The organism is Actinomyces sp. SKVG-SVH-4(1), assembly GCF_048514265.1.
In the GTDB taxonomy this organism is placed as follows: domain Bacteria; phylum Actinomycetota; class Actinomycetes; order Actinomycetales; family Actinomycetaceae; genus Actinomyces; species Actinomyces oris.
Window position 1 is genome coordinate 1 of the sequence record NZ_JBGEVE010000009.1, and the last position, 20,082, is coordinate 20,082.

The 20,082-nt window shown below is 68.6% G+C and carries 17 protein-coding genes, 1 tRNA gene and 1 pseudogene; 3 read left to right on the forward strand and 16 right to left on the reverse strand.

Annotated elements, in window-relative coordinates; translation table 11 throughout:
• Positions 1 to 133: 133 nt before the first annotated feature.
• From AB7V09_RS08520 to AB7V09_RS08530, 3 genes are all read right to left on the reverse strand, one after another.
• Complete coding sequence (locus AB7V09_RS08520) at positions 134 to 871, reverse strand: phosphoglyceromutase (protein WP_009406077.1); 738 nt, start codon at positions 869 to 871, stop codon at positions 134 to 136.
• Positions 872 to 1,136: 265 nt separating this feature from the next.
• The gene (locus tag AB7V09_RS08525) at positions 1,137 to 1,466 is read right to left on the reverse strand and encodes a histone-like nucleoid-structuring protein Lsr2 (RefSeq protein ID WP_009406140.1); all 330 of its coding nucleotides are present in this window, start codon (positions 1,464 to 1,466) and stop codon (positions 1,137 to 1,139) included.
• A 614-nt stretch (positions 1,467 to 2,080) separates the two neighbouring features.
• Positions 2,081 to 2,153 (reverse strand) — tRNA-Thr (locus AB7V09_RS08530).
• Between the two features lie 316 nt (positions 2,154 to 2,469).
• On the opposite strand from AB7V09_RS08530, the pseudogene AB7V09_RS08535 reads away from it, so the two are divergent.
• Together AB7V09_RS08535 and AB7V09_RS08540 are read left to right on the forward strand one after the other, a co-directional pair.
• A pseudogene (locus AB7V09_RS08535) lies at positions 2,470 to 4,022 on the forward strand (amino acid permease).
• 19 nt (positions 4,023 to 4,041) lie between these two features.
• Entirely contained in the window at positions 4,042 to 5,040 is a 999-nt protein-coding gene (locus AB7V09_RS08540; RefSeq protein WP_419143496.1) for an asparaginase, read from the forward strand.
• Positions 5,041 to 5,185: 145 nt separating this feature from the next.
• Here the strand turns inward: AB7V09_RS08540 and AB7V09_RS08545 are convergent, their stop codons facing one another.
• From AB7V09_RS08545 to AB7V09_RS08605, 13 genes are all read right to left on the reverse strand, one after another.
• Positions 5,186 to 6,793 (reverse strand): alpha/beta hydrolase, encoded by a 1,608-nt coding sequence (locus tag AB7V09_RS08545; protein ID WP_419143497.1) that lies wholly within the window; start codon positions 6,791 to 6,793, stop codon positions 5,186 to 5,188.
• Positions 6,794 to 6,880: 87 nt separating this feature from the next.
• Positions 6,881 to 8,623, reverse strand: a complete 1,743-nt coding sequence (locus AB7V09_RS08550; protein ID WP_419143498.1) for an alpha/beta hydrolase — start codon at positions 8,621 to 8,623, stop codon at positions 6,881 to 6,883.
• Between the two features lie 188 nt (positions 8,624 to 8,811).
• Complete coding sequence (locus AB7V09_RS08555; RefSeq protein ID WP_419143499.1) at positions 8,812 to 10,449, reverse strand: alpha/beta hydrolase; 1,638 nt, start codon at positions 10,447 to 10,449, stop codon at positions 8,812 to 8,814.
• A gap of 81 nt (positions 10,450 to 10,530) precedes the next feature.
• Positions 10,531 to 11,115 carry a hypothetical protein gene (locus AB7V09_RS08560; protein WP_419143500.1) on the reverse strand — a complete coding sequence of 195 codons (585 nt, stop codon included), beginning with the start codon at positions 11,113 to 11,115 and terminating at the stop codon, positions 10,531 to 10,533.
• 118 nt (positions 11,116 to 11,233) lie between these two features.
• The gene (locus AB7V09_RS08565) at positions 11,234 to 12,487 is read right to left on the reverse strand and encodes a DNA polymerase III subunit delta' (protein ID WP_419143501.1); all 1,254 of its coding nucleotides are present in this window, start codon (positions 12,485 to 12,487) and stop codon (positions 11,234 to 11,236) included.
• The gene (gene tmk / locus AB7V09_RS08570; RefSeq protein ID WP_419143502.1) at positions 12,484 to 13,272 is read right to left on the reverse strand and encodes a dTMP kinase; all 789 of its coding nucleotides are present in this window, start codon (positions 13,270 to 13,272) and stop codon (positions 12,484 to 12,486) included. The genes AB7V09_RS08565 and tmk overlap by 4 nt, the downstream gene beginning before the upstream one ends.
• Positions 13,273 to 13,410: 138 nt before the next feature.
• Positions 13,411 to 14,220 carry an ABC-2 transporter permease gene (locus AB7V09_RS08575; RefSeq protein ID WP_419143503.1) on the reverse strand — a complete coding sequence of 270 codons (810 nt, stop codon included), beginning with the start codon at positions 14,218 to 14,220 and terminating at the stop codon, positions 13,411 to 13,413.
• Between the two features lie 43 nt (positions 14,221 to 14,263).
• Positions 14,264 to 14,881, reverse strand: coding sequence for an ABC-2 transporter permease (locus AB7V09_RS08580; RefSeq protein WP_419143504.1), 618 nt, complete (start codon positions 14,879 to 14,881; stop codon positions 14,264 to 14,266).
• 104 nt (positions 14,882 to 14,985) lie between these two features.
• Complete coding sequence (locus AB7V09_RS08585; protein WP_419143505.1) at positions 14,986 to 15,699, reverse strand: ABC-2 transporter permease; 714 nt, start codon at positions 15,697 to 15,699, stop codon at positions 14,986 to 14,988.
• Positions 15,692 to 16,519 carry an ABC transporter ATP-binding protein gene (locus AB7V09_RS08590; protein WP_419143506.1) on the reverse strand — a complete coding sequence of 276 codons (828 nt, stop codon included), beginning with the start codon at positions 16,517 to 16,519 and terminating at the stop codon, positions 15,692 to 15,694. The genes AB7V09_RS08585 and AB7V09_RS08590 overlap by 8 nt, the downstream gene beginning before the upstream one ends.
• Positions 16,516 to 16,926, reverse strand: coding sequence for a GntR family transcriptional regulator (locus tag AB7V09_RS08595; protein ID WP_003787881.1), 411 nt, complete (start codon positions 16,924 to 16,926; stop codon positions 16,516 to 16,518). Before AB7V09_RS08595 ends, AB7V09_RS08590 begins: the two co-directional genes overlap by 4 nt.
• A gap of 257 nt (positions 16,927 to 17,183) precedes the next feature.
• Positions 17,184 to 17,849, reverse strand: coding sequence for a DUF3060 domain-containing protein (locus AB7V09_RS08600; RefSeq protein WP_419143507.1), 666 nt, complete (start codon positions 17,847 to 17,849; stop codon positions 17,184 to 17,186).
• A gap of 80 nt (positions 17,850 to 17,929) precedes the next feature.
• A complete protein-coding gene (locus tag AB7V09_RS08605) occupies positions 17,930 to 19,183 on the reverse strand; it encodes an OmpA family protein (protein WP_419143508.1) in 1,254 nt (417 codons plus the stop codon).
• A 226-nt stretch (positions 19,184 to 19,409) separates the two neighbouring features.
• On the opposite strand from AB7V09_RS08605, the gene AB7V09_RS08610 reads away from it, so the two are divergent.
• Positions 19,410 to 20,075, forward strand: coding sequence for a hypothetical protein (locus AB7V09_RS08610; RefSeq protein ID WP_256699642.1), 666 nt, complete (start codon positions 19,410 to 19,412; stop codon positions 20,073 to 20,075).
• Positions 20,076 to 20,082: the final 7 nt, after the last annotated feature.

The following is a 20,082-nucleotide window of genomic DNA, read 5'->3' on the forward strand; positions in this document are numbered from 1 at the left end:
CAGAACGGATCCTCCGTCTTTCTTTCACCGGGAAGTACTTTCATCGAGGTGTACGTCCGATCACCAGAAGCAACCGTCTTCCTTGAGGTCCGACGCCGCCCGCGTCATAGAGGGTGCGGTGGGCCGCCGGGGCTCACTTGCCCTGGTTGGCCACCGCCGCGATCTTGGCCTCGGCCTCGGGGTCGAGGTAGCGGCCGCCCTTCTTGAGGGGCTTGAGGGTCTCCTCGTCGAGCTCGTAGACCAGCGGGATCCCGGTGGGGATGTTGACGCCGGCGATGTCGTCGTCGGAGATGTCGTCGAGGTGCTTGACGATGGCGCGCAGCGAGTTGCCGTGGGCGGCGATCATGACGGTCTTGCCGGTCTTGATCTCGGGGACGATAGTGCCCTCCCAGTAGGGCAGGAGGCGCTCGAGGACGTCCTTGAGGCACTCGGTGGCCGGGATGGGCTCACCGGCGTAGCGGGGGTCGGCGTCCTGGGAGAACTCCGAGCCGGCCTCGATGGCCGGCGGCGGCACGTCGTAGGAGCGGCGCCACTGCATGAACTGCTCCTCCCCGTACTCGTCCCGGATCTCCTTCTTGTTCTTGCCCTGCAGGGCGCCGTAGTGGCGCTCGTTGAGGCGCCAGTTGCGCTCGACCGGGATCCAGTGGCGGTCCGCGGCGTCCAGGGACAGGTTGGCGGTCATGATGGCGCGGCGCAGCATCGAGGTGAAGAGCTTCTCGGGGAGGACGCCGGCCTCCTTGAGCAGCTCGCCACCGTGGACGGCCTCGGCGCGGCCCTTGTCTGACAGCGGGACATCGACCCAGCCGGTGAAGAGGTTCTTCGCGTTCCATTCGCTCTCGCCGTGGCGGAGCAGTACGAGGGTGTAAGCCATGGCCCTATCCTGCCAGGATCGCGGGCATGGCGCGAGGCCCAAGGGGCCCAGAAGAGCGCCTCCACGGTGGGGTACCGGCGCATCGCCCCAAAGGCACGACTGGCAGCGATACTGCCCGCTCACGGAACAAATTCACGTACTGAAAACACAACGACCCCGGTAATGCGCCTGAGCGCACAACCAGAGTCGTGGTGCGAGGTGGCAGTCAGCTCGAGAATGACATGCGGGGTGCCGGCAGCATCTGAGCCAGGCGCCCCACGTTCCCTCAGTTGCCGGGGTTGACCTCGTAGTAGGCCTTGCGCACCTCAGCGGAGACGCGGCCGCGGTCAGAAACCTCAAGGCCCTGCTCACGGGCCCACTCGCGAATCTTCTGAGTGTCAGAGGGGCCGCTGGAACGACGACGACCGGAACTACGGCGGCCGCCGGTGCGACGAGCCTTTCCAATCCATTCCTCAAGGGACTCACGAAGAGCGGCTGCGTGCTCGTCGTTCAGGTCGATCTCGTAGGAGACGCCATCAAGGGCGAAGGTGACGGTCTGATTGGCCTCGGACCCGTCGACATCGTCGACGAGGATGACCTGAGTCTTCTGTGCCATGATTCCTCAATCTGAGTGGAGGGAGCGGGCCCGAAGGATGTATCCCGCTGCGGACAACGTTAGATTAAACAATAGTTGCCCTCAATGCAACACGGCTATTCGTCGCCCTCATTACCGGCAGCTCCCCCCAATCACCCAGTGATGCGCGATGACATACCACCCCGAAGGTCTTGACGACTGAGACGAAAACTGTGAAAGCACTGAGGTCATGTTTGGAGATCCCCACGAGACTCGGCGGAACAATCCAGGCATGGCACCCCACCTCCTCCCGCTGCATAGAGGTATCCAACGACCAGTCAATCAGAGGCGGCCAATCTCCCAGATGACTCTCAGATAGCGGTGGGGGATTCTCTCAGCCGGAAGACAATGCCTGAAGCGCCACCACCCTCACCCTGAGGAACATCACGTCAAGCCAGGAGAATCCTCCCCGGTCAAGCCGCGACACCCCCTTGCCACTCGACGGCGAAGGATTTCGGCCATGCGGTCATCCCCAAAACCCGGGCCAGGAACGACCACTGCGGCCACCGAATGTGCCGGACGGCACACCGAGCGGCTGCGGGCAGGGCGCCGGGAACCCAAAAGCCCCGAGAGGTATTACCTCCCGGGGCTGATCGAGCCGCCTGTGGGAATCGAACCCACGACCTATTCATTACGAGTGAATCGCTCTGCCGACTGAGCTAAGGCGGCGCTGGCACAAGCAGCAGAGCCGAACATACCGGCCTCGCGGCCGCCACCGCAATCCAGCGCCGCGGGGAGAACCGTGTTCCTCGACACAGTTAACCGCCCGCCTCGCCGCATCGGCACCACCGTCGAGGACAAAGAGCCCTCCAAACCCCCAGGCCTCCCCGGATTCCCCGACTCAGCTCTGGATCATGACGACGTCGTGGCACATCCTGGACAGGAGTGCGCCTGAGCCCAACAGTCGCCCCGAATCACCCGCACCATCCAGGCCCGGTATTCTCCGCACGTCATTCAACAGGTCTCCCTCTCCGTAAGGATCCCCATGAGCGAGTCTCCGTCCAGCCACTCCCCCACCTCTCCAGCGCCACATTCGGGTGCGTCGCCGTCACCCTCCCGAGCTTCCCAGCCCGACCAGATCCGGGACCGCGGCGACGCCGGATACAACAAGTCGCTGAAGAACCGCCACCTGCAGATGATCGCCATTGGCGGCTCCATCGGCACGGGTCTTTTCATGGGTGCCGGCGGCCGACTCAAGGAGGGCGGGGCGGGGCGGGGCTGATGTTCGCCTATGCCGTCTGCGGAATCTTCGCCTTCCTCATGGTGCGCGCTCTGGGCGAGCTCGCCATCCGCAGACCCTCCTCCGGAGCATTCGTCTCCTACGCCCGCGAGTTCCTCGGCGAGAAGGGCGCCTACATCACCGGCTGGTTCTTCTTCCTGGACTGGTCGGTCACCGTCATGGCGGACATCACGGCCGTGGCCAACTATCTCCACTACTGGAAGGCTCTGGAGGTTGTCCCGCAGTGGGTCTTCGCGCTCATCGCGCTCGTCCTGGTCTTCATTCTCAACATGCTCAACGTCAAGATGTTCGGTGAGGCCGAGTTCTGGTTCGCGCTCATCAAGGTCGCCGCCATCGTGTCCTTCATGGTGGTGGCCATCGTCGCCATTGTTCTCGGGCTTCACACCGGAACGGACCCCCAGGGAGGCGCGATCACCGCGGGGGCTCACAACATCCTCGGAAACGGTGGGTTCTTCCCCAAGGGATTCCCGATCGTCTTCGCCCTGACCCTCGGTGTGGTCTTCGCCTTCGGTGGCACGGAGATGGTGGGTGTGGCAGCAGGTGAGGCCACGGAGGCCGAGAAGATCCTACCCAAGGCGATCAACTCGATGATTCTGCGCATCTTCGTCTTCTACGTCGGCTCGGTCATGCTGCTGGCACTGGTCCTGCCCTACACCTCCTACTTGAAGGACCAGTCGCCCTTCGTCACCTTCTTCTCCGGGATCGGTGTGCCCTACGCCGGCGACATCATTCAGGTCGTCATCCTCACCGCAGCGCTGTCCTCCCTCAACGCCGGCTTGTACGCCACCGGACGCACCCTGCGCTCCATGGCGGTGGCCGGTGAGGCCCCTCGGGTGGCGGCCGGGCTCAACAAGCATCAGGTTCCCACCTGGGGCATCATCATCACCTCCGCCCTGGGACTGCTCGGCGTCGTCCTCAACGCCCTCGTGGAAAAGGACGCCTTCGAGATCGTCATGAACCTGGCCGGCATCGGCATCGCCGGCACCTGGGGAGCCATCCTCGTCACCCACCTCGCCTTCCTGCGGCGGGTGCAGGAGGGCAAGGAGGTGCGCCCGGCCTACCGGATGCCCTGGGCCCCCTGGTCCAACTACGCGGCCCTGGCCTTCTTCACCATCGTCGTGGTCTCGAACGTGGCCGACCCGGCCGGACGCTGGACTCTGGCCCTGTTCGCCATCGTCGCCGTCATGATGGTGGCAGGCTGGTACGCGGTGCGGGGACGCATTCGGGGCGACCTGCTCGATGACGTCCTCGCCGACGAGGTGGACGAAGCCGCATCCGCCCCGTCGCACGAGGCCTGAGCGACAGGAGGCTGAGCCCATGCACGTTCACATCATCTACACCGGGGGCACCATCGGGATGGTGGACTCCCCTCACGGTCTCGTTCCCGGTGCGGATCTGGAGGGGTGGCTCCACTCGCTGCTGGAGGGCACGCCCCTGGCGCGCTCAGTGTCGGTGACCTCGCTGGCCCCGCTCATCGACTCCTCGAACGCCACCCCGCTGTCCTGGCAGGCGATCGTGGACGGCCTGCGCGCCCACGCCGCGGCCGACCCGCAGGCCGCCTTCGTCATCCTGCACGGGACCGACACCATGGCCTACACCAGTGCCGCCCTGTCCTATGCGCTGACGGATCTGAGCGCTCCGGTCGTCGTCACCGGCTCCCAGCTCCCCCTCGGAGAACTGGGAACCGACGCCGCAGCGAATGTCACCGGGGCGCTCAAGGCCGCCACCTCCGGGCGCCTGGAGGGGGTGGCACTGTTCTTCGGGCATCGGCTCCTGGCCGGGAACCGGGTCACGAAGTCCTCCTCGTGGGCCTTCACCGGTTTCGAGTCCCCCAATGCGGCTCCTCTGGCCACCACTGGCGCCCCGTGGCAGTGGGCCCCAAGCACCCGGGGCGGGGCCGGTTGGAAGAACGTCGCCCCCTACGCCCGTCACGACGTCGTCGTGGTCGACCTGGTCCCGGGCATCACCGCGGCCCGCCTGGAGGCGCTGCTGACACCGCTGCCCGAGGCCGTGGTCCTGCGGGCCTTCGGAGTCGGCAACGTGCCGTCCCAGGAGCCGGGCCTGACCGACGTCGTCGAGCGAGTGATCGATGCCGGGACGGCCGTCATCGTCACCTCCCAGTGCCACGAGTCCGAGGTCCTCCTGGGGCACTACGAGGCCGGAGACGCACTGGCCCGCAGTGGCGCCGTCGGCAGCCGCGACATGACCCTGGAGGCCGCCTACGCCAAGGTCCAGTTCCTGCTCTCGCAGGGACTGACGGGAGACGACCTGGCCGGCTGGATGGGACGGTCCATCGCCGGTGAGCTCAGCCCGTGAGGCGAGCGGCCCGTAAGCCTCGCGGTGCCGGGTCCTCCAGGCCCTCCACTGCCCGCTGACGAATCGGCCCCGGACGACGCGACTGTCGTCCGGGGCCGATCTCATGGCCTGCGGGAACCGGGAGGGCCGGCTGGCCTGGCGATGGTCAGCAGGTGAGTCCCTTGGCCGGCATCGTCCCGTTGAGCAGGTAGGTGTCCACGGCCTTCTTGACGCAGTCGTTGGAGCGCCCGTAGGCGGTGTGCCCGTTGCCCTTCCAGGTCATGAGCTGACCGGTCTCGAGCTGATCGGCCAGTGCCTCGGACCAGGCGTAGGGCGTGGCCGGGTCGCCGGTGGTGCCCACCACGAGGATCGGCGCGGCACCGGAGGCCGTGATCTTCTCGCGCTTGCGGCTCGACTTATGGCCCCAGCCCTGGCAGTAGGCATCGGGGTAGAGCAGCTGGGAGCCGAAGGTGGGCGAGGCCTCGTTGACGGCCTTGGCCTCCTCCTCCCAGGAGGAGTTGTCCCCCTGGACCGGGTAGTCCAGGCAGTTGACCGCCATGAGGGCCTCAGCGCCGTTACCGGAGTAGCTGCCGTCGCTCTGGCGGGAGGAGACGGCGTCGGCGATGGCCAGCAGCGCGCTTCCGTCCGGACTGCCCACCTTGCCCATCGCCTGGGACAGCGCCAGGGTGAGGGAGGGCCACAGCTGGGTCTGGTACATCGAGCCCAGCACCCCGTAGACGGCCAGGTCGTAGGTCAGCGGCCGCTTGTCGTCGGAGGTCGGCAGGGGCGCCGCCTTCGTGGACTCGAGGAACTCGCGGACCTGGGAGACTCCGGAGTCGACGTCCCCGCTCAGGGGGCAGCCGAGCTTGGAGCTCTGGCAGTTCTGCACGTAGGCCCGCAGCGAGGCCTCGAAGCCCTTGGCCTGCCCCAGGGACAGGTCCGCGGCGCTCAGGGAGGGGTCGACGGCGCCGTCGAGGACCAGCCGCCCGGTGTTGGCGGGGAACAGCTCGGCGTAGGTGGCCCCCAGGTAGGTGCCGTAGGAGAAGCCCAGGTAGGTCAGCGCCTGCTGGCCGTCAACCGCCCGCAGGATGTCGAGGTCCTTGGCGGCGCTGATGGTGTCGATGTGGTCCAGGAGCCCCGCGGGGCTGGTCTTCGACGCGCAGGCCTCCCCCATCTTCTGCGCCCGCTCCTGAGTCGCGGAGGCCGAGGGGGTCGCCGGGTCGTTCGCCCCGGCCCGTTCGGCGTCGAGCTCGGCGTCGGTCAGGCAGTCGACCGCCGTGGAGGCGCCCACGCCACGCGGGTCGAAGCCGACGACGTCGTAGGAGCTGGTGAGGTTCTTGGAGAAGTAGGAACCGGCGCTCTCAACCAGCTCGATGCCCGATCCTCCCGGCCCACCCGGGTTGACGAACAGCGAGCCGACGGAGTCCTCGCTAGCGGCCCGCTTCTTCACCGCGATCTCAATCGTCTCGCCGCCGGGGTTGTCGTAGTCCAGCGGCACCTTGACCTTGGCGCAGGTGAAGCCGGTGTCCTTCCCCGACGTCGCCTCGCCCATCCCCTTCTTGTCACAGGCGTACCAGGAGACCTTCTGGTTGTAGAAGCTCTCCAGCCCGGCCGGAATCGTTGCCGTGGCCGACGCCGTTGCCGGCGTTGCCTTGATATCGGTGTCATCCTGGCAGGCGGTCAGGCCCCCGCACACCAGAAGCGCGGAGAGAGCCACGAGCAGAGGCTTGATACGAGGCCGAGGCGAGGTCGCAGTAGTCACGATGTGAACCATATGCTGCCGTGCCGCCGGGGGCCTCCTCCTGGAGACGGAGTGGGAAGAAGTTCCCATCGAGGCCCCCGGGGCGGGGACGGTCCGGCTTCACTGTCCGTTCTTGCAGGTCAGCCCCTCCTCGGGCATGGTCCCGCTGATGAGGTAGGTGTCGACGGCCTTGTGGATGCAAGCCCCTGAGCGCCCGTACGCGGTGTGCCCGTTGCCCTCCCAGGTCAGGAGCCGGCCGGACTCGAGCTGATCGGCCAGGGCCTGGGACCAGGCGTAGGGCGTTGCCGGGTCGCCGGTGGTGCCCACCACCAGGATGGGGGCCGCCCCCTTGGCGTGGATGGGTGCGGGCTTGCGGGTCCCGTTGTGCCCCCAGGCCTGGCAGCGCGCATCCTGGTTGCCCAGGGAGGCACCGAAGGTGGGCGAGCTCTGGAGGATCTGCTGGTACTCCTTCTCCCAGCTGGTCATATCGCCCTGGACGGGGATGTCCAGGCAGTTGACGGCATAGAAGGTCGGAGCGCTGCCCCCGGCCGCCACCTTGCCGTAGAGCACCTGGATGTAGGAGCCGTCCTTCTGGGTGATGGCCTGGTCGAGGGCGTAGGTGAGGAGGGGCCAGTACTCGGAGGTGTACAGGAATCGGCGAACGACGCTGCGGATCGTGCTGCCGTCCACGGTGACGTTCGGGTCTGAGGTCTTCAGCGGTGCCTGATCGGCCGAGGAGATGAGGGTGCGAACCTGTTGGACTCCGGCGTCGGCATCACCGGTCAGGGGGCAGCTCTGGCCCTCCTGGACGGCCTGGCCGGACTGGCACTGCTGGACGTAGGTGCGCAGTGCGGTCTCGAAGCCCTGGGCCTGCCCGGCGGCCCGGTCCCCCAGCGACAGGGAGGGGTCGACGGCGCCGTCGAGGACCATACGGCCGGTGTTGGCGGGGAAGAGCTCGGCGTAGTGAGCACCCAGGTAGGTGCCGTAGGAGAAGCCCAGGAAGTTGAGCTTCTGGTCCCCGGACAGCGCCCGCAGGACATCAAGATCCCGAGCCACCGAGACGGTATCCACATGGTCGAGCAGCCCCGCCGGCTTGGTGTGGGCGGCGCAGTTGGCCTCCTCCTGCTTGAAGTCCTTGGTGATCTCCTCGATCAGGGACGGGAAGGCGACGTTGGCCTCTGCTCCGCCGTCGGCGGCAGGATTCTCAGCGTCCCGGAAGGGGGTGGGGTCGTCCCCGGCGACGTCGGCGACGAGGGATCCGGGTTGGGGCTCGTTGACGCCCATGCCCCCCTGGGCGGCCTTGGCGGGTTGCTGGCCCGCGCCGTCATCGCAGGTGATGGGGGTGGAGGCGCCGACGCCGCGGGGGTCGAAGCCGATGATGTCGTAGGCCTGGTTGAGGGCGGGCGAGAACTGGGTCTCGTTGTTCTCCACCATCTCCACCCCGGAGTAGCCGGGGCCGCCGGGGTTGACGAAGAGGGTGCCCTGGCGCACCGAGCCGGTGGCCTGGTGCTTCTTCATCGCGATCTCAATGGTCTGCCCGTCCGGCTGGGAGTAGTCCAGCGGCGCGGTGACCTTGGCGCACTGAAAACCGGTCTTCTCGGCCGACTTCTCCATCCCACCGGTGGCCACGCAGTCGTACCACTCGACCTCCTGACTGTAGAAGGACTCCAGCCCCCGGGGAACCGCCGCCTGAGACGACGCAGCCGCAGCCGAACCCACAGCGGGCACCGCAGCAGCGGGAACCACACCGGCCCCCACCCCCAGGCACACGCCCGCCACAGCCGCCAGCACCCCGGCAGACACCCGACGGCGCCCCGGAACGGCTCGTCGCGGACCTGACAATTCATTCACGCTATTTTTCATAACCGTTATATTACAAACAGGAAACGGACGTGTCCGCGTCATGAGCAGGCATCTAAGAGAAGAAAAGCACCGTGGTTGGGGCGCTTGATTCCAGCGCCCCAACCACGGTGATGAGTGCCCGCAGCCCCCTGACGCCCCTCAGCGGGAAGCCGGCAGGAGGACAGCGGCTCCGGCAGCTCCTCGGATGCTCACTCCGTGCCGTGGCACGTCAGCCCCTTCTTGGGCATGGTGCCGGTGAGCAGGTAGGTGTCGACCGCCTTGATGACGCAGGGGCCGCGCCCGGAGCTGGCGTATGCCGTGTGGCCGTTGCCCTCCCAGGTGAGGAGCTGGCCGGAGTCCAGCTGGTCTGCCAGCGCCTCCGCCCACTCGTACGGAGTGGCCGGGTCGCCGGTCGTCCCGATCACGAGGATCGGCGCGGCCCCCTTGGCGTGGAGCGCCTTGGACGGCTGAGTGCCGGTGTGCCCCCAGGCCTGGCAGCCGAGGTCGCCGGCCTCCGTGACGGTTGCGAAGCGGGGGGCGATCCTCTCCAGCTCCTTGCTCTGCGCCGTCCAGGTGGCCATGTTGCCCTCGACCCGGTAGTCCAGGCAGTTGATGCCGATGTTCGCTCCGGTGTTGACCTGGGGCTGCGCGGCGATCTGGTCCGCCATGGCCCTGAAAGTTGAGGCGTCGTGCTGGTTGATGACCTGCCCCAGGGCCTCACTGACGGCGCTCCATGAGCTCTCCGGGAAATAGAGCACGAACCCCACGATCCGCTTCATCTCCTCGCCCGTCACCGGACGATTCGGATCCGATGAGGGCACGGGCGACTGGTTGGCCGAGGTGAAGACGTCCCCGACCTGCTTGACGCCCGCGTCAGTGTCACCGGTCAGGGGGCAGCTCTGTCCCGACTGGCACCAGGCGACATAGTTGCGCAGCGCCCGCTCGAAGCCCAGGGCCTGCCCCTGCCTGCGCTCGCTGTAGCTCAGGCTGGGGTCCAGGGCGCCGTCGAGGACCAGCCGCCCGGTGTTGGCCGGGAACAGCTCGGCGTAGGTCGCCCCCAGGTAGGTGCCGTAGGAGAAACCCGTGTAGTTGAGCTTCTGGTCCCCGGACAGCGCCCGCAGCACGTCGAGATCCCGGGCCACCGAGACGGTGTCCACATGGTCGAGCAGCTCGGTCGGCTTGGTGCGGGAGGCACAGTCGGCCTCCAGCTGCTTGAAGCGTTCGGACATGACGGTGGCCCGCTTCTCGAATGCTACGGGGGTGCCTGCGCCATCGACTGGAGAGACCCCCTCCATCGCCTTCGCCTCCGCGTCGGTGCTGCAGGTGATGGCGGTGGAGGAGCCGACGCCGCGGGGGTCGAAGCCGATGATGTCGTAAGCCTTCTGCACTCCGGCGAAGGTCGTCGTCGCCATCGCGCCGACGTTGTCCACCCCGGATCCGCCAGGGCCGCCGGGGTTCATGAAGAGGGTGCCCTGGCGCACCGAGCCGGTGGCCAAGTGCTTCTTCATCGCGATCTCAATGGTCTGGCCATCGGGCTGGGAGTAGTCCAGCGGCACGGTGACCTTGGCGCACTGAAAACCGGTCCTGTCAGCCGACTTCTCCACCCCGGCAGTGGCCACACAGTCATACCACTCGACCTTCTGACTGTAGAAGGACTCCAGCCCCTGGGGAACCGCCGCCTTAGACGACGCAGCCGGAGCCGGCCCTGCGGCGGGCAGCGCAGCAGCGGGGACCGCACCGGCCCCCACCCCCAGGCACACACCCGCCACAGCCGCCAGCACCCCAGCAGACACCCGACGGCGTCGAAGCCCTCCGGGGCGTCGCCTCGCCTCCGCGAGCGCAGGCACGATCCGATTCCTTGGATGATGCTTCGTTCTCGTTTCCATACCCAGCATGGTATGAACCGTTCGGTCGGTGTGTGATCCCTCTCAGGGATGAGATGGGCCGTTGCCCTCTCGGCCGCGAGTCCCGGTGCCCTCCGGGTCCTCAGCGGGCACCAGCCCCCAGGAGGCGGCCCAGGCCCAGAGCCGATCGAGCTCGCCCTCCATGAGGTAACGGGCCCTGGGCTCGGTGAGTGCCCGAGTACTCATTCCTCCCAGGACCACCGTGCCCGTCTCACCGCGCACCGTCGCCTGCACGCTCGGACCTGCCTCGCGGACGCGCAGAGCGGATCGGGGTTGCCGGGTGATGTCGAAGGCCTCCCGGGAGCCGGGCCAGGCGAGGTCGTAGGAGCGCAGCAGCGTCCTGCTGTGGATGCCGCTCCGGTCGAAGACGGTTCGCGGCCGCAGGGTCAGGTAGCCCATGAGGAGGCACAGTGCCGCCGCCGCGAAGCAGGCGAGCATTCCCCGGTACTGCCCGGAGGCCATGATCGCCAGCCCGATGGCCAGACCCAGGAGGCCGACGGCGGTCAACCCCCAGGCGATGACTCGCTCCTGCGGGCTCGATCTGCGAATGATCGGCTCGAACCGAGCGGCGTGGCCGCCGTCCTCGCCCCCTGGCTGTATAACGGTCATGTCACGACTCTTCCACACCGGGCCGTGGCCGTCCTGGTTTTGACGGGCGCGTCGACAGTCGCTCGGGGGCTACGACGACGGCCTCATGCCCCACCCCAGGCCGGATGGGGCATGGCGGTCACCGTCCTTCGGCCTGGGGTCGCAGCTGCACCATGAGAGCCTCGACGGCCAGCAGGGGGGCGGCGTTGGAGCGCAGGCGGCTGCGGCACTCCTCGATGGCGGCGATGCGGGCCAGGGACTGCTCAGGGCTCGTCGTGCGGGCGGCCTGGTCGACGGCGTCGGACAGGTCGAGGTTGACGCGCTCGACATCGCTGCCCATCTGAGTGGTGAGGACGTCGCGGTAGAAGGACAGCAGGTCAATCATGGCCCGGTCCAGCACGTCGGTGCGGGCGCGCTTGGCGCGGCGCTTCTGGTCCTCCTCGAGCTGGCGGATCTGGGCGCGCAGGGCCGCCGGGATCTTCCCGTCGCTCTCCAGGCCGAGGGCGCGGGTGAGCTCGGCCTTCTCGCGGGCGTCGCGCTCGGCGGTGGCCTCCTTGGCCTCGGACTCGGCGGCCTCCACCAGGGAGGCCGCGGCCAGGACGGCGTCACCGACGCTGCGCAGGGAGACGGGGGCGAGCAGGAGGCGGCGGCGCCGGTCCCAGGCGTCGGCGTCGGTGGCCAGGTGGCGGGCGAGCCCGATATGCGACTGGCTGGCCCGGGCGGCCCGGGCGGCCAGCTCGGGGTCGGCGCCGTCGCGGCGCACGAGGAGCTCGGCGACGGCGTCGGCCGGCGGGATCCGCAGCGTCACCAGGCGGCAGCGGGAGCGGATGGTGGGCAGGACGTCGTCGGCACTGGGGGTGCACAGCAGCCAGACGGTCTGGGGCGGGGGCTCCTCGATGGACTTGAGCAGGACGTTGGTGGTGCGCTCGGCCATGCGGTCGGCGTCCTCGACGAGGATGACGCGCCAGCGCCCGGTCCAGGGGCGGCGCTGGGCCTCACCGATGAGGGTCTTGACCTCCTCCATGGTGATGATGAGCTTCTCGGTGGCCAGGCGCACGACGTCGGGGTGGGAGCCTGCCATGACGTCACGGCAGGGCTTGCACTGCCCGCAGCCCGGCACGGGGCCGGTGCACTGCAGGGCGGCGGCGAAGGCGCGGGCGGCGTTCGAGCGGCCCGATCCGGGTGGGCCGGTCACCAGCCAGGCGTGGGTCATGGCGAGCCCTGCTGCTGTAGCCGCCGCTGAGCCCGCTCCCCCGTCTCGCGCCCCCTCGGGGGCAAGACCGGCGGCGGTCTGCGCCTCGCGCTGCTCAGCGGCCTGGCGGGCGGCCTGGGCTGCGGCGGTGAAGGCGGCCACGGCGCTCTCCTGGCCGACGACGTCCTCCCACACGCTCATGAGCCCGCCTCCTCGCCCGACCCGGCGGCGCTGCGGCGGGCGGCGGCTTCCACGAAGGCCTCCAGTCCCAGGAGCACGCCCTGGTGGGCCCCGCCGTGGGCGAGGTGCACGCCGTGGCGGCGCACGGCGGCGACAACGGCCTCGATGACGTCGTCGGCCACCTGGTCAACGGGCCGGTCGGCGTCGACGACGACGAAGCGCTCGGGCTCGGCCTGGGCCAGGGCGAGGAACTGCTCGCGCAGGGCCACGCGGAAGGCGTCCCCCTCCTGCTCGAGGCGGTCCTTGGCGCCGCGGCTGGTGGTGCGTCGCTCGGCGAGGTCGGGGTCGCCGTCGAGCAGGACGGTCAGGTTCGGCAGGAGGCCCTCGGTGGCCCACAGGGACAGGTCGCGCACCTCCCGGGGGCCGAGTGATCGGGCCGCCCCCTGGTAGGCGACGGAGGAGTCGAGGTAGCGGTCGGCCAGGACGACGGCGCCGCGTTCGAGGGCGGGCCGTACGCGGGTGGCGATGTGGTGGGCGCGGTCGGCGGCGTACAGGAGGGCCTCGGCGCGCGGGGCGACGTGCCCGCCGTGCAGGAGGAGGCGGCGGATCTCGACGCCGAGCTCCGTGCCACCCGGCTCACGGGTGAGGATGTGGTCCACGTCCGCCGCGGTCAGCAGGTCGGCGAGGATGCGGATCTGCGTCGTCTTGCCGACGCCGTCGCCTCCCTCGAAGGAGATGAACAGACCGGGGCCGGACGGGGGCGGGACGGGGGCGCCGGGAGCAGCGGGCGGGGCAGCGGTGGTCACAGGCCCAGGGTAACGGCCCGTGGGGAAGGCCCCGGGAGCGCATCCCGGTCACCGTTGGGCGCACTGAGCGAAGCCAGGCCCTTATCCGTGAAACGGAGTCCTACCGACCACCACCACTCGTATTCTCAGGCGATCCTCTCAGTGGTCCTGTGTGAGGTAGACACGGCAACAGATCTGCCAGGAGGCGCCCAGTCCCGCTGCGGAGAGCGCGGCGATGAGCCCAAGCCCCCAGGCCAGCACCACCTGCCGGGGCATGGCCTCCTGCGCGATCACCACCCCGATGACCGCGGGCAGAGTCACGATGACGCAGACGGCAAGGCCCCACAGGTCGAGCACCGGCTGGGAGGAGGTTCCGGCGCGAGCCACGAGCAGGGGAGGCATCACCACGACAATCACCCCCAAGCCGATCAGAAACGTCAGATGCAGGCCCACGGCATCATCCGATGCCACACCTCCGAGCAGCACCGCTGCGGAGGTCCCGAGGAGCATGATCGCCCAGCCGACCACGAGCAGGAGGTAGCGGGCAGCCAGGACATCGAGACGGCTGACGGGCAGTGCCCCGTAGAGCTGGCGCATCTGGGTCTCACGGGAGGGCCGCCACAGATCCACGCCCACCACCAGCACAGCGCCCAGCAGGTAGTACACCAGTCTGTCCGGGTACGGGTAGAACACTCCCAGCCACTCCCTCACCCTGGGCACGGCCACCCCCAGGGCGCTGAGCGCCACCACCGCCAGCACCAGCAGCCCGGTATCCCACCTCCGCACGACGAGCAGCTCCAGGCGCATGACGGCGCGCACCGTCTCCCACCGGGTCAGGGCACCCGGCCCCCGCACCGCCGCAGGCGCACTGGGAACCTGAGTGCCACAGGACTCGGCGGCAGCGGGCAGAGTGGCTGCGGCCCGCACAGCAGACACGACGGACTCGGACATGGGCACGGACTCGGGCATGGTCGATCTCCTCACTTCTTCTCGCTTCTTCCTCGGCCGGGCCTCAGTGGTCCTGGCGCCCGTACCAGCGGAGGGCCACCACCAGGGAGGCGCCCAGGAGGGCGGGGCAGGCCAAGGCAGCCAGGACGGCTAGCACCGGCTCGCGCAGTACCTCAGTCACAGGTCCTGCCAGCAGTGGGGTGCTGCCGTAGAGGGCCCCGGCTCCCGCCCCGAGGCACAGCCCCCACACCCACAGGGCCCGCTCGGGGGCCAGGCACAGGAACAGGGGCAGCCCGAGGGCCGCGGACAGGCAGATAACGACCAGGCCGGCCATGAGGCCACCCCAGTCACCGGTGAGAGCGGCCACCGGTACGCAGACCAGGCAGGAGAGGAGCGCCAGGGCGAGCCCTTCGACCCAGCGGGCAGCGACCAGCTCGCTGCGCCGCAGCGGCAGTGCTCCGTAGAGGCGCTCCATGCGGTGAGCCGCCTCGACGGCGCCCTGGGCGTACTGGGCGCACAGTCCCAGGGCGACCCCCATGATCACCGTCGTCTGCAGACGGCCGACCAGGACGTCCATAGTGATGAACAGCGCGAGCGACAGGGGCAGAAGGAGCAGCGGACCACGACGGCGCAGCACGATGAGGTCGAGTCGCAGCACCGCCCCCACCCTGGCACGCGCCATCTCGCCGCCGCCGCTTCCGGGGTCGGACGGCCCAGTCGGCGCAGCCCCTCCGATACGCCACCCTCTCACCGACACCGCCCTCGTCGTCCCCATCATCATGACGCTCACTGGTCCTGCTTGAGGTAGAGGCGGCGGCTCAGCGCCCACAGGCCGACGAGGGCGCAGGCGCCCAGGGCCAGGAGCAGGCAGTGGCCCGTCGTCGTCCACAGTGCAAGGTCCCGGATCGGCCTGAAGCTGAGCACCAGCGCACCCAACGCCCCCAGGACCACGATCGCGATCCCCCAGACGTGCAGGCCACGCCCACGCCCGAAGTGCAGGAACACGGGAATTCCCAGGGCCTGCCCCATGATGAGGACAAGGGGAACGTCGAGCAGATCACCCGGGAGCACACCCAGGGGGAGGCCTATGGCCGCGTAGAGGGCCGAGGCGGCCAGGACGAACAGCATCGCGACCGCCCAGTAGGAATCGATGACCTCGGCCCGGGAGACGGGCAGAGAGGCCAGCAGACGGTTGATGCCGGAGCGCTCGGCGATCACTCCCGAGAGGCCCCCGGCCAGGGCGGCCCCCGTGAGGAATCCGCTGACCGGGACGATACTTCCGGAGACGAAGCTGACGGCGCCCATAATGAGGAGAAGGCCGAGGAGGGAGGGCAGAGGACCCCGCAAGCCCAGGAGATGCAACCGCACCAGCGAGATCACCCGAGCGCCCCGTCCGGGCCCGGCCGCGGCGCCCCTCATCGTCGCGCCGGCCGGCACCACGGCCACCGCGGCCGCCTCGGCGGGGCGCTCGCGTCGATCCGCGGTCATGAGGTCATTCACGGCCCGCCTCCTTGGCGATGTGCACGGCGAGGTCCTCAATGGTGGGGACCTCGACGACGATGCGGTCCGTCAGCGCCTCGGCGGCGTCGGCCGGCATCATGGCCTCCCAGCCCAGCGACGTGCTGCGCAGCCCGAGGCTGGCCTGGCGCACGGCGTCGGTCAGGTGCTCGGGGATGCCGCGCACGAGACGGAAGGAGTCGATGATCTCCTCAGCGGTGCCGTTGGCCACGACCCTGCCCCGACTGAGGATGACCAGGTAGTCGGCCAACCGATCGAGGTCGGAGGTAATGTGGGTGGAGAACAGGATGGTGCGGCCCTCCTCCACCATGAACTGGGCGAGCATGTCCACCATCTCGCTGCGGGCCAAGGGGTCCAGCCCACCGGTGGGCTCATCGAGGATGAGCAGCTCGGGATCGTGGGCCAGGGCCACCGCCATCTGCAGGCGCATGCCCATGCCTCGACTGAGCTCCTTGACCTTCTTGGTGGGATTGAGGCCCGCAGCCCGGAGCTCGGCGTCGTAGCGCTCCTGGGACCAGGTGGGGAAGAAGCGCCCGATGCCGCGGCCCAGGTCCTTCAGGCGCCACTCGGGGTTGTAGGGCGGGGCGTCGAAGACGACGCCGATGCGCTCGTGTCCCACAGTGGTGGCCGAGCCGGAATCCGGGTGGATCATGCCCAGGGCGGCCTTGATGGTGGTGGTCTTCCCCGAGCCGTTGGCCCCGACGAAGCCCGTCACGTAGCCGGCGGGGACGGAGAAGGTGACATCGTTGAGGCTGAAGTCCGGGTAGTGCTTGGTCAGGTGGGAGATCTCGACGGGGTTCACTGCTTCTCCTTGGAAGTGGCGGGGGTGGCGGAGGTGGCGATGATGGTCTGCAGCATGGTGTGGAGCTCCTCATCGCTGAGCTGGGCCAGGCGCGCACGCTCCACGGCACGGTCGAGGTGCTCCTCGACCTCCCGCAGCACCTGCTCGCGCACCAGCTCGGAGTCCCGGGGCAGGACGAAGTAGCCCTTGCCAGGAACGTTGGCCAGGAAGCCCTCGGCGACAAGGTCGGAGTAGGCGCGGGTAGTGGTGATGACGCTGACGCGCAGGTCCCGGGCCAGAGCCCGGATCGAGGGCAGCATCTCGTCGGCCTCCACCTGGCCGGTCAGGATCGCGTCCCTGACCTGCTGGGCGATCTGCTCGTAGATGGGAACTCCTGCCGTGTTGGACAGGACGACCGAGAGCGGCATGGCAACTCCTTCTGTACATACACACTATAGACAGTATGTGCACGGGGGAGTCAAGTGCTGGTCCACCGCATACGGTGTGGGACACCGGTGGCCGAGGCGCCTCGGAGCAGAGACGACCCCGGCGACCGGGCCCAGGTGCAGGCCCAGTCGCCGGGATTCAGGAACGGGTCCGGCCACCGTGCCCTTCAGACGCCGCTACTGCACGCCGTCGACTATCGCGATGGCAGCTGGACGGGGAAGGCGCGGCGAGGCGGGGCTCAGCCCTCGCTTCCCTGCTGGCGGGTCTCAGCGTTGTGGCCGAAGTCCTCCACCTTCGGACTGTTGCCGGCCCAGACCACCTCCGCGTTAGTTCCCTTGATGACGACGCGGTCGACGTCCTTGACGTAGACGGTGACGTTGTTGCCGGAGATGGACAGCAGGCCGACGTAGTCGGCGAAGACCTTCGTGTTGTTGGCGGTGACACTGAGACTGTTCACCTCCCCCTCGACACGGACGTCGTCGCCGGACTTGTTCAGGAGCATGGTCGGGCTCGCCGAGACGGTCTGCTCCACGAACTCCAGGTCGCTCAGCCAGTCACTGTCGGTGATGGTCGCCCGAGCGCCGGGGCGCTCACCACTCGCGGGCTGGGCGCCGGCCTCGGGTGCGCTGGAGCCGACGGCGGCAGGCGAGGTCTGTTCCTGGGTACTGGGCGCAGCGGCCTGCGATCGGGGCGCCTGGGAGGCGGTCGTCGCAGTCGTTGACGGCAACGACGCTACCGGCTGCTCCGACGGCGAGCCCTCCTGGCCCGCTGCTGCGGCGGTTCCCTGGTCGGTCGAGCCTCCACCCACTGAGATGGAGCAGGCGCTGATGCCGGTCAGGGACAGGGCCACGAGGATGACGGCGGCTGCGCGGCGAGGACGGAGGGGACGAGTGGTCGGGGACATGGTTCTTCTCCGGTATTCAGATGTGGTGAGGGCGGTCGGGTGGGCATCATGCACGTGCGGTCTGATGGCCGGGCGGCGGTTCAGAAGGCCGGGACGAAGACCTCGACACGGCGGTTGAGGCGGCGACCGGCGGGGTTGTCGGAGCCGTCGGGGTTCTCGTTGGGGGCCACCGGCTTGGTCTCGCCGTAGCCGACGGCCTCCAGGTCGGCGGCCACGCCGTCGGACTTCAGAGCGCTTGAGACGGCCTGTGCCCGCTGCTCGGAGAGCTTCTGGTTGAAGGCGTCGTCGGAGACGGAGTCGGTGTGGCCCTGGATCTGAACCTTGGGGGCCTTGGAGTCCTTGATGACGGTGGCCAGGTTGGTGAGCGTGGTCGAGGCCTCGCCGCGCAGCTCCGATGAGCCGAAGTCGAACAGGACGCTGTCCTCCAGGGTGATGACGGTGCCGCAGGACTGCACGGGCTTGGCGGCGTCGATGGAGGGGAAGGTGCCGACCTTGCCGGCCTTGGGGACGGGCTTGGCCGAGATCGTGGAGCCGTTGACGATGGCGGTGCCATCGCCAAGGTTGGTGATGGAGATCGTGCCGTCGCTGTAGGTGCCCGAGCCGTCACCGTTGTTGGTGATGGAGACCTTGCCGTCGCTGTAGGTGCCCGAGCCCTTGCCGTCGAGGGTGATGGACTCCCCGGTGGTGGAGTTGCTGTAGGTGCCTGAGCCGTCGCCGTTCACGGTGACCGAGAGGTAGTCGTCGCTGTAGGTGCCCGAGCCGTCACCGTTGACGGTGATGGAGACCTTCCCGTCGGAGTAGGTGCCCGAGCCGTCACCGTTGTTGGTGATGGAGACCTTGCCGTCGCTGTAGGTGCCCGAGCCGTCACCGTTGTTGGTGATCGAGGTGGTCCCCGAGCTCGTGGTCATCGAGCCATCACCGCCCAGGACCGTGGAGCCGGAGACGAGCGATCCGCTCGCGTCGCAGCGGGCGGGCCTGACCGTGATGCCGGGCTGGGAGGTGATGGAGCGTGTGAGATCCGGGGTGAAGGCGCCCGTGGACTGGGTGAGCAGGCTGAGATCGGGCAGGGAGATCATGGGGATCGGGGGGATCTGTCCGGGCTCGTAGCCGGCGACGGCCTGGCCCGCAGAGGCGGCCGTTGCCGACGCCGGGGCGGAGGCGGAGCCCTGGGCGCTTCCCGCGGAGCCGGCGGAGTCCGAGCCGGCCTGACTGGCCTGGGTCTGCTGACCCTGAGCCTGCGAGGATGAGCCGCCTCCGACGGACAGGGAGCAGCCGCTCAGCGCGAGGGCGGTGATGAGGGCGAGGGAGGGCAGGGAGATGAGTGCTTTCGTCATGCCCTGAACGTTACTGAATCGTTGTCGCCGCTTGGTTCCTGCCCTGTCGCAGGACTGCGACAGGGCGGGAATCAGGCCTGGGGACTCCGGCATGGGGAGCACAACCGTGATGCGGCCGTGACTGTCGGGCTATAGTCGACTCATTGTGGCCTGCCGGTTGATTCCGGCTATCACCGATTGGAGCGCACTCATGGGACACCGTGGTTCTCGTCGTCGATTCACGGGGGTGGCTGGCACCGCGGTGCTCGCGGGATGCCTGGTGCTGGCCGGATGCTCGTCGAGCAGCCCGAAGGGCGGCGGCACCGTGCCTCCACTGAAGACCGCAGCCAGTGGGGCCAGTGCATCCGCCGGTGCGACGGCGTCGGCCGGGGCCTCGGCATCGCCAGGAGCGAGCAGCGCCGCCGGCACCGGCCCCGTGACCCCGGAGTCGATGTCCGACCCGGACCTGGGCTACACGGTCGTCTCCATCCCCGAGAACCTCGACCCCACCCAGACCGAGGTCCTGCGCGCCTACTTCGCCTACGAAAGGGCGACCTGGCGACTATGGACGAAGAACGAGGGCCTCGACACCATCAGCACCGTCGCCACCGGCGAAGTGCTTACTCAGGTTCGCCGCAATGCATCGAACCGCAACGGAGCATTAACGCGACCACCGGTGCGGATCTCGGTGGGCGAGGTGACCGCCTCAGCAAACGGTAACGGCTACGCGGTTTCCGCCTGCCTGGACCAGACCCGCACCACCTTTGTGGATGGCCAGGGGAACGACACCACAAAACCGCAGCAGCAGGTATATGTCCCCATCATCGAAATAATGCAGAAGACCTCCGACGGCACATGGAAAGCAAGCCAGGAGGAACACGGGGAAGCGAATAGTTGCTCGGTCAGCAACTAAGAGGTTG

Excerpts from the sequence above, each read along its gene's own strand:
- AB7V09_RS08595 (WP_003787881.1), bottom strand. The coding sequence starts at position 16,926 with ATGCCGCTCTCGGTCGTCCTGTCCAACACGGCAGGAGTTCCCATCTAC.
- AB7V09_RS08565 (WP_419143501.1), bottom strand. The coding sequence starts at position 12,487 with ATGAGCGTGTGGGAGGACGTCGTCGGCCAGGAGAGCGCCGTGGCCGCC.
- AB7V09_RS08575 (WP_419143503.1), bottom strand. The coding sequence starts at position 14,220 with ATGCCCGAGTCCGTGCCCATGTCCGAGTCCGTCGTGTCTGCTGTGCGG.
- AB7V09_RS08545 (WP_419143497.1), bottom strand. The coding sequence starts at position 6,793 with ATGGTTCACATCGTGACTACTGCGACCTCGCCTCGGCCTCGTATCAAG.
- AB7V09_RS08600 (WP_419143507.1), bottom strand. The coding sequence starts at position 17,849 with ATGTCCCCGACCACTCGTCCCCTCCGTCCTCGCCGCGCAGCCGCCGTC.
- AB7V09_RS08550 (WP_419143498.1), bottom strand. The coding sequence starts at position 8,623 with ATGAAAAATAGCGTGAATGAATTGTCAGGTCCGCGACGAGCCGTTCCG.
- AB7V09_RS08520 (WP_009406077.1), bottom strand. The coding sequence starts at position 871 with ATGGCTTACACCCTCGTACTGCTCCGCCACGGCGAGAGCGAATGGAAC.
- AB7V09_RS08540 (WP_419143496.1), top strand. The coding sequence starts at position 4,042 with ATGCACGTTCACATCATCTACACCGGGGGCACCATCGGGATGGTGGAC.
- AB7V09_RS08605 (WP_419143508.1), bottom strand. The coding sequence starts at position 19,183 with ATGACGAAAGCACTCATCTCCCTGCCCTCCCTCGCCCTCATCACCGCC.
- AB7V09_RS08580 (WP_419143504.1), bottom strand. The coding sequence starts at position 14,881 with ATGGCGCGTGCCAGGGTGGGGGCGGTGCTGCGACTCGACCTCATCGTG.
- AB7V09_RS08560 (WP_419143500.1), bottom strand. The coding sequence starts at position 11,115 with ATGACCGTTATACAGCCAGGGGGCGAGGACGGCGGCCACGCCGCTCGG.
- AB7V09_RS08525 (WP_009406140.1), bottom strand. The coding sequence starts at position 1,466 with ATGGCACAGAAGACTCAGGTCATCCTCGTCGACGATGTCGACGGGTCC.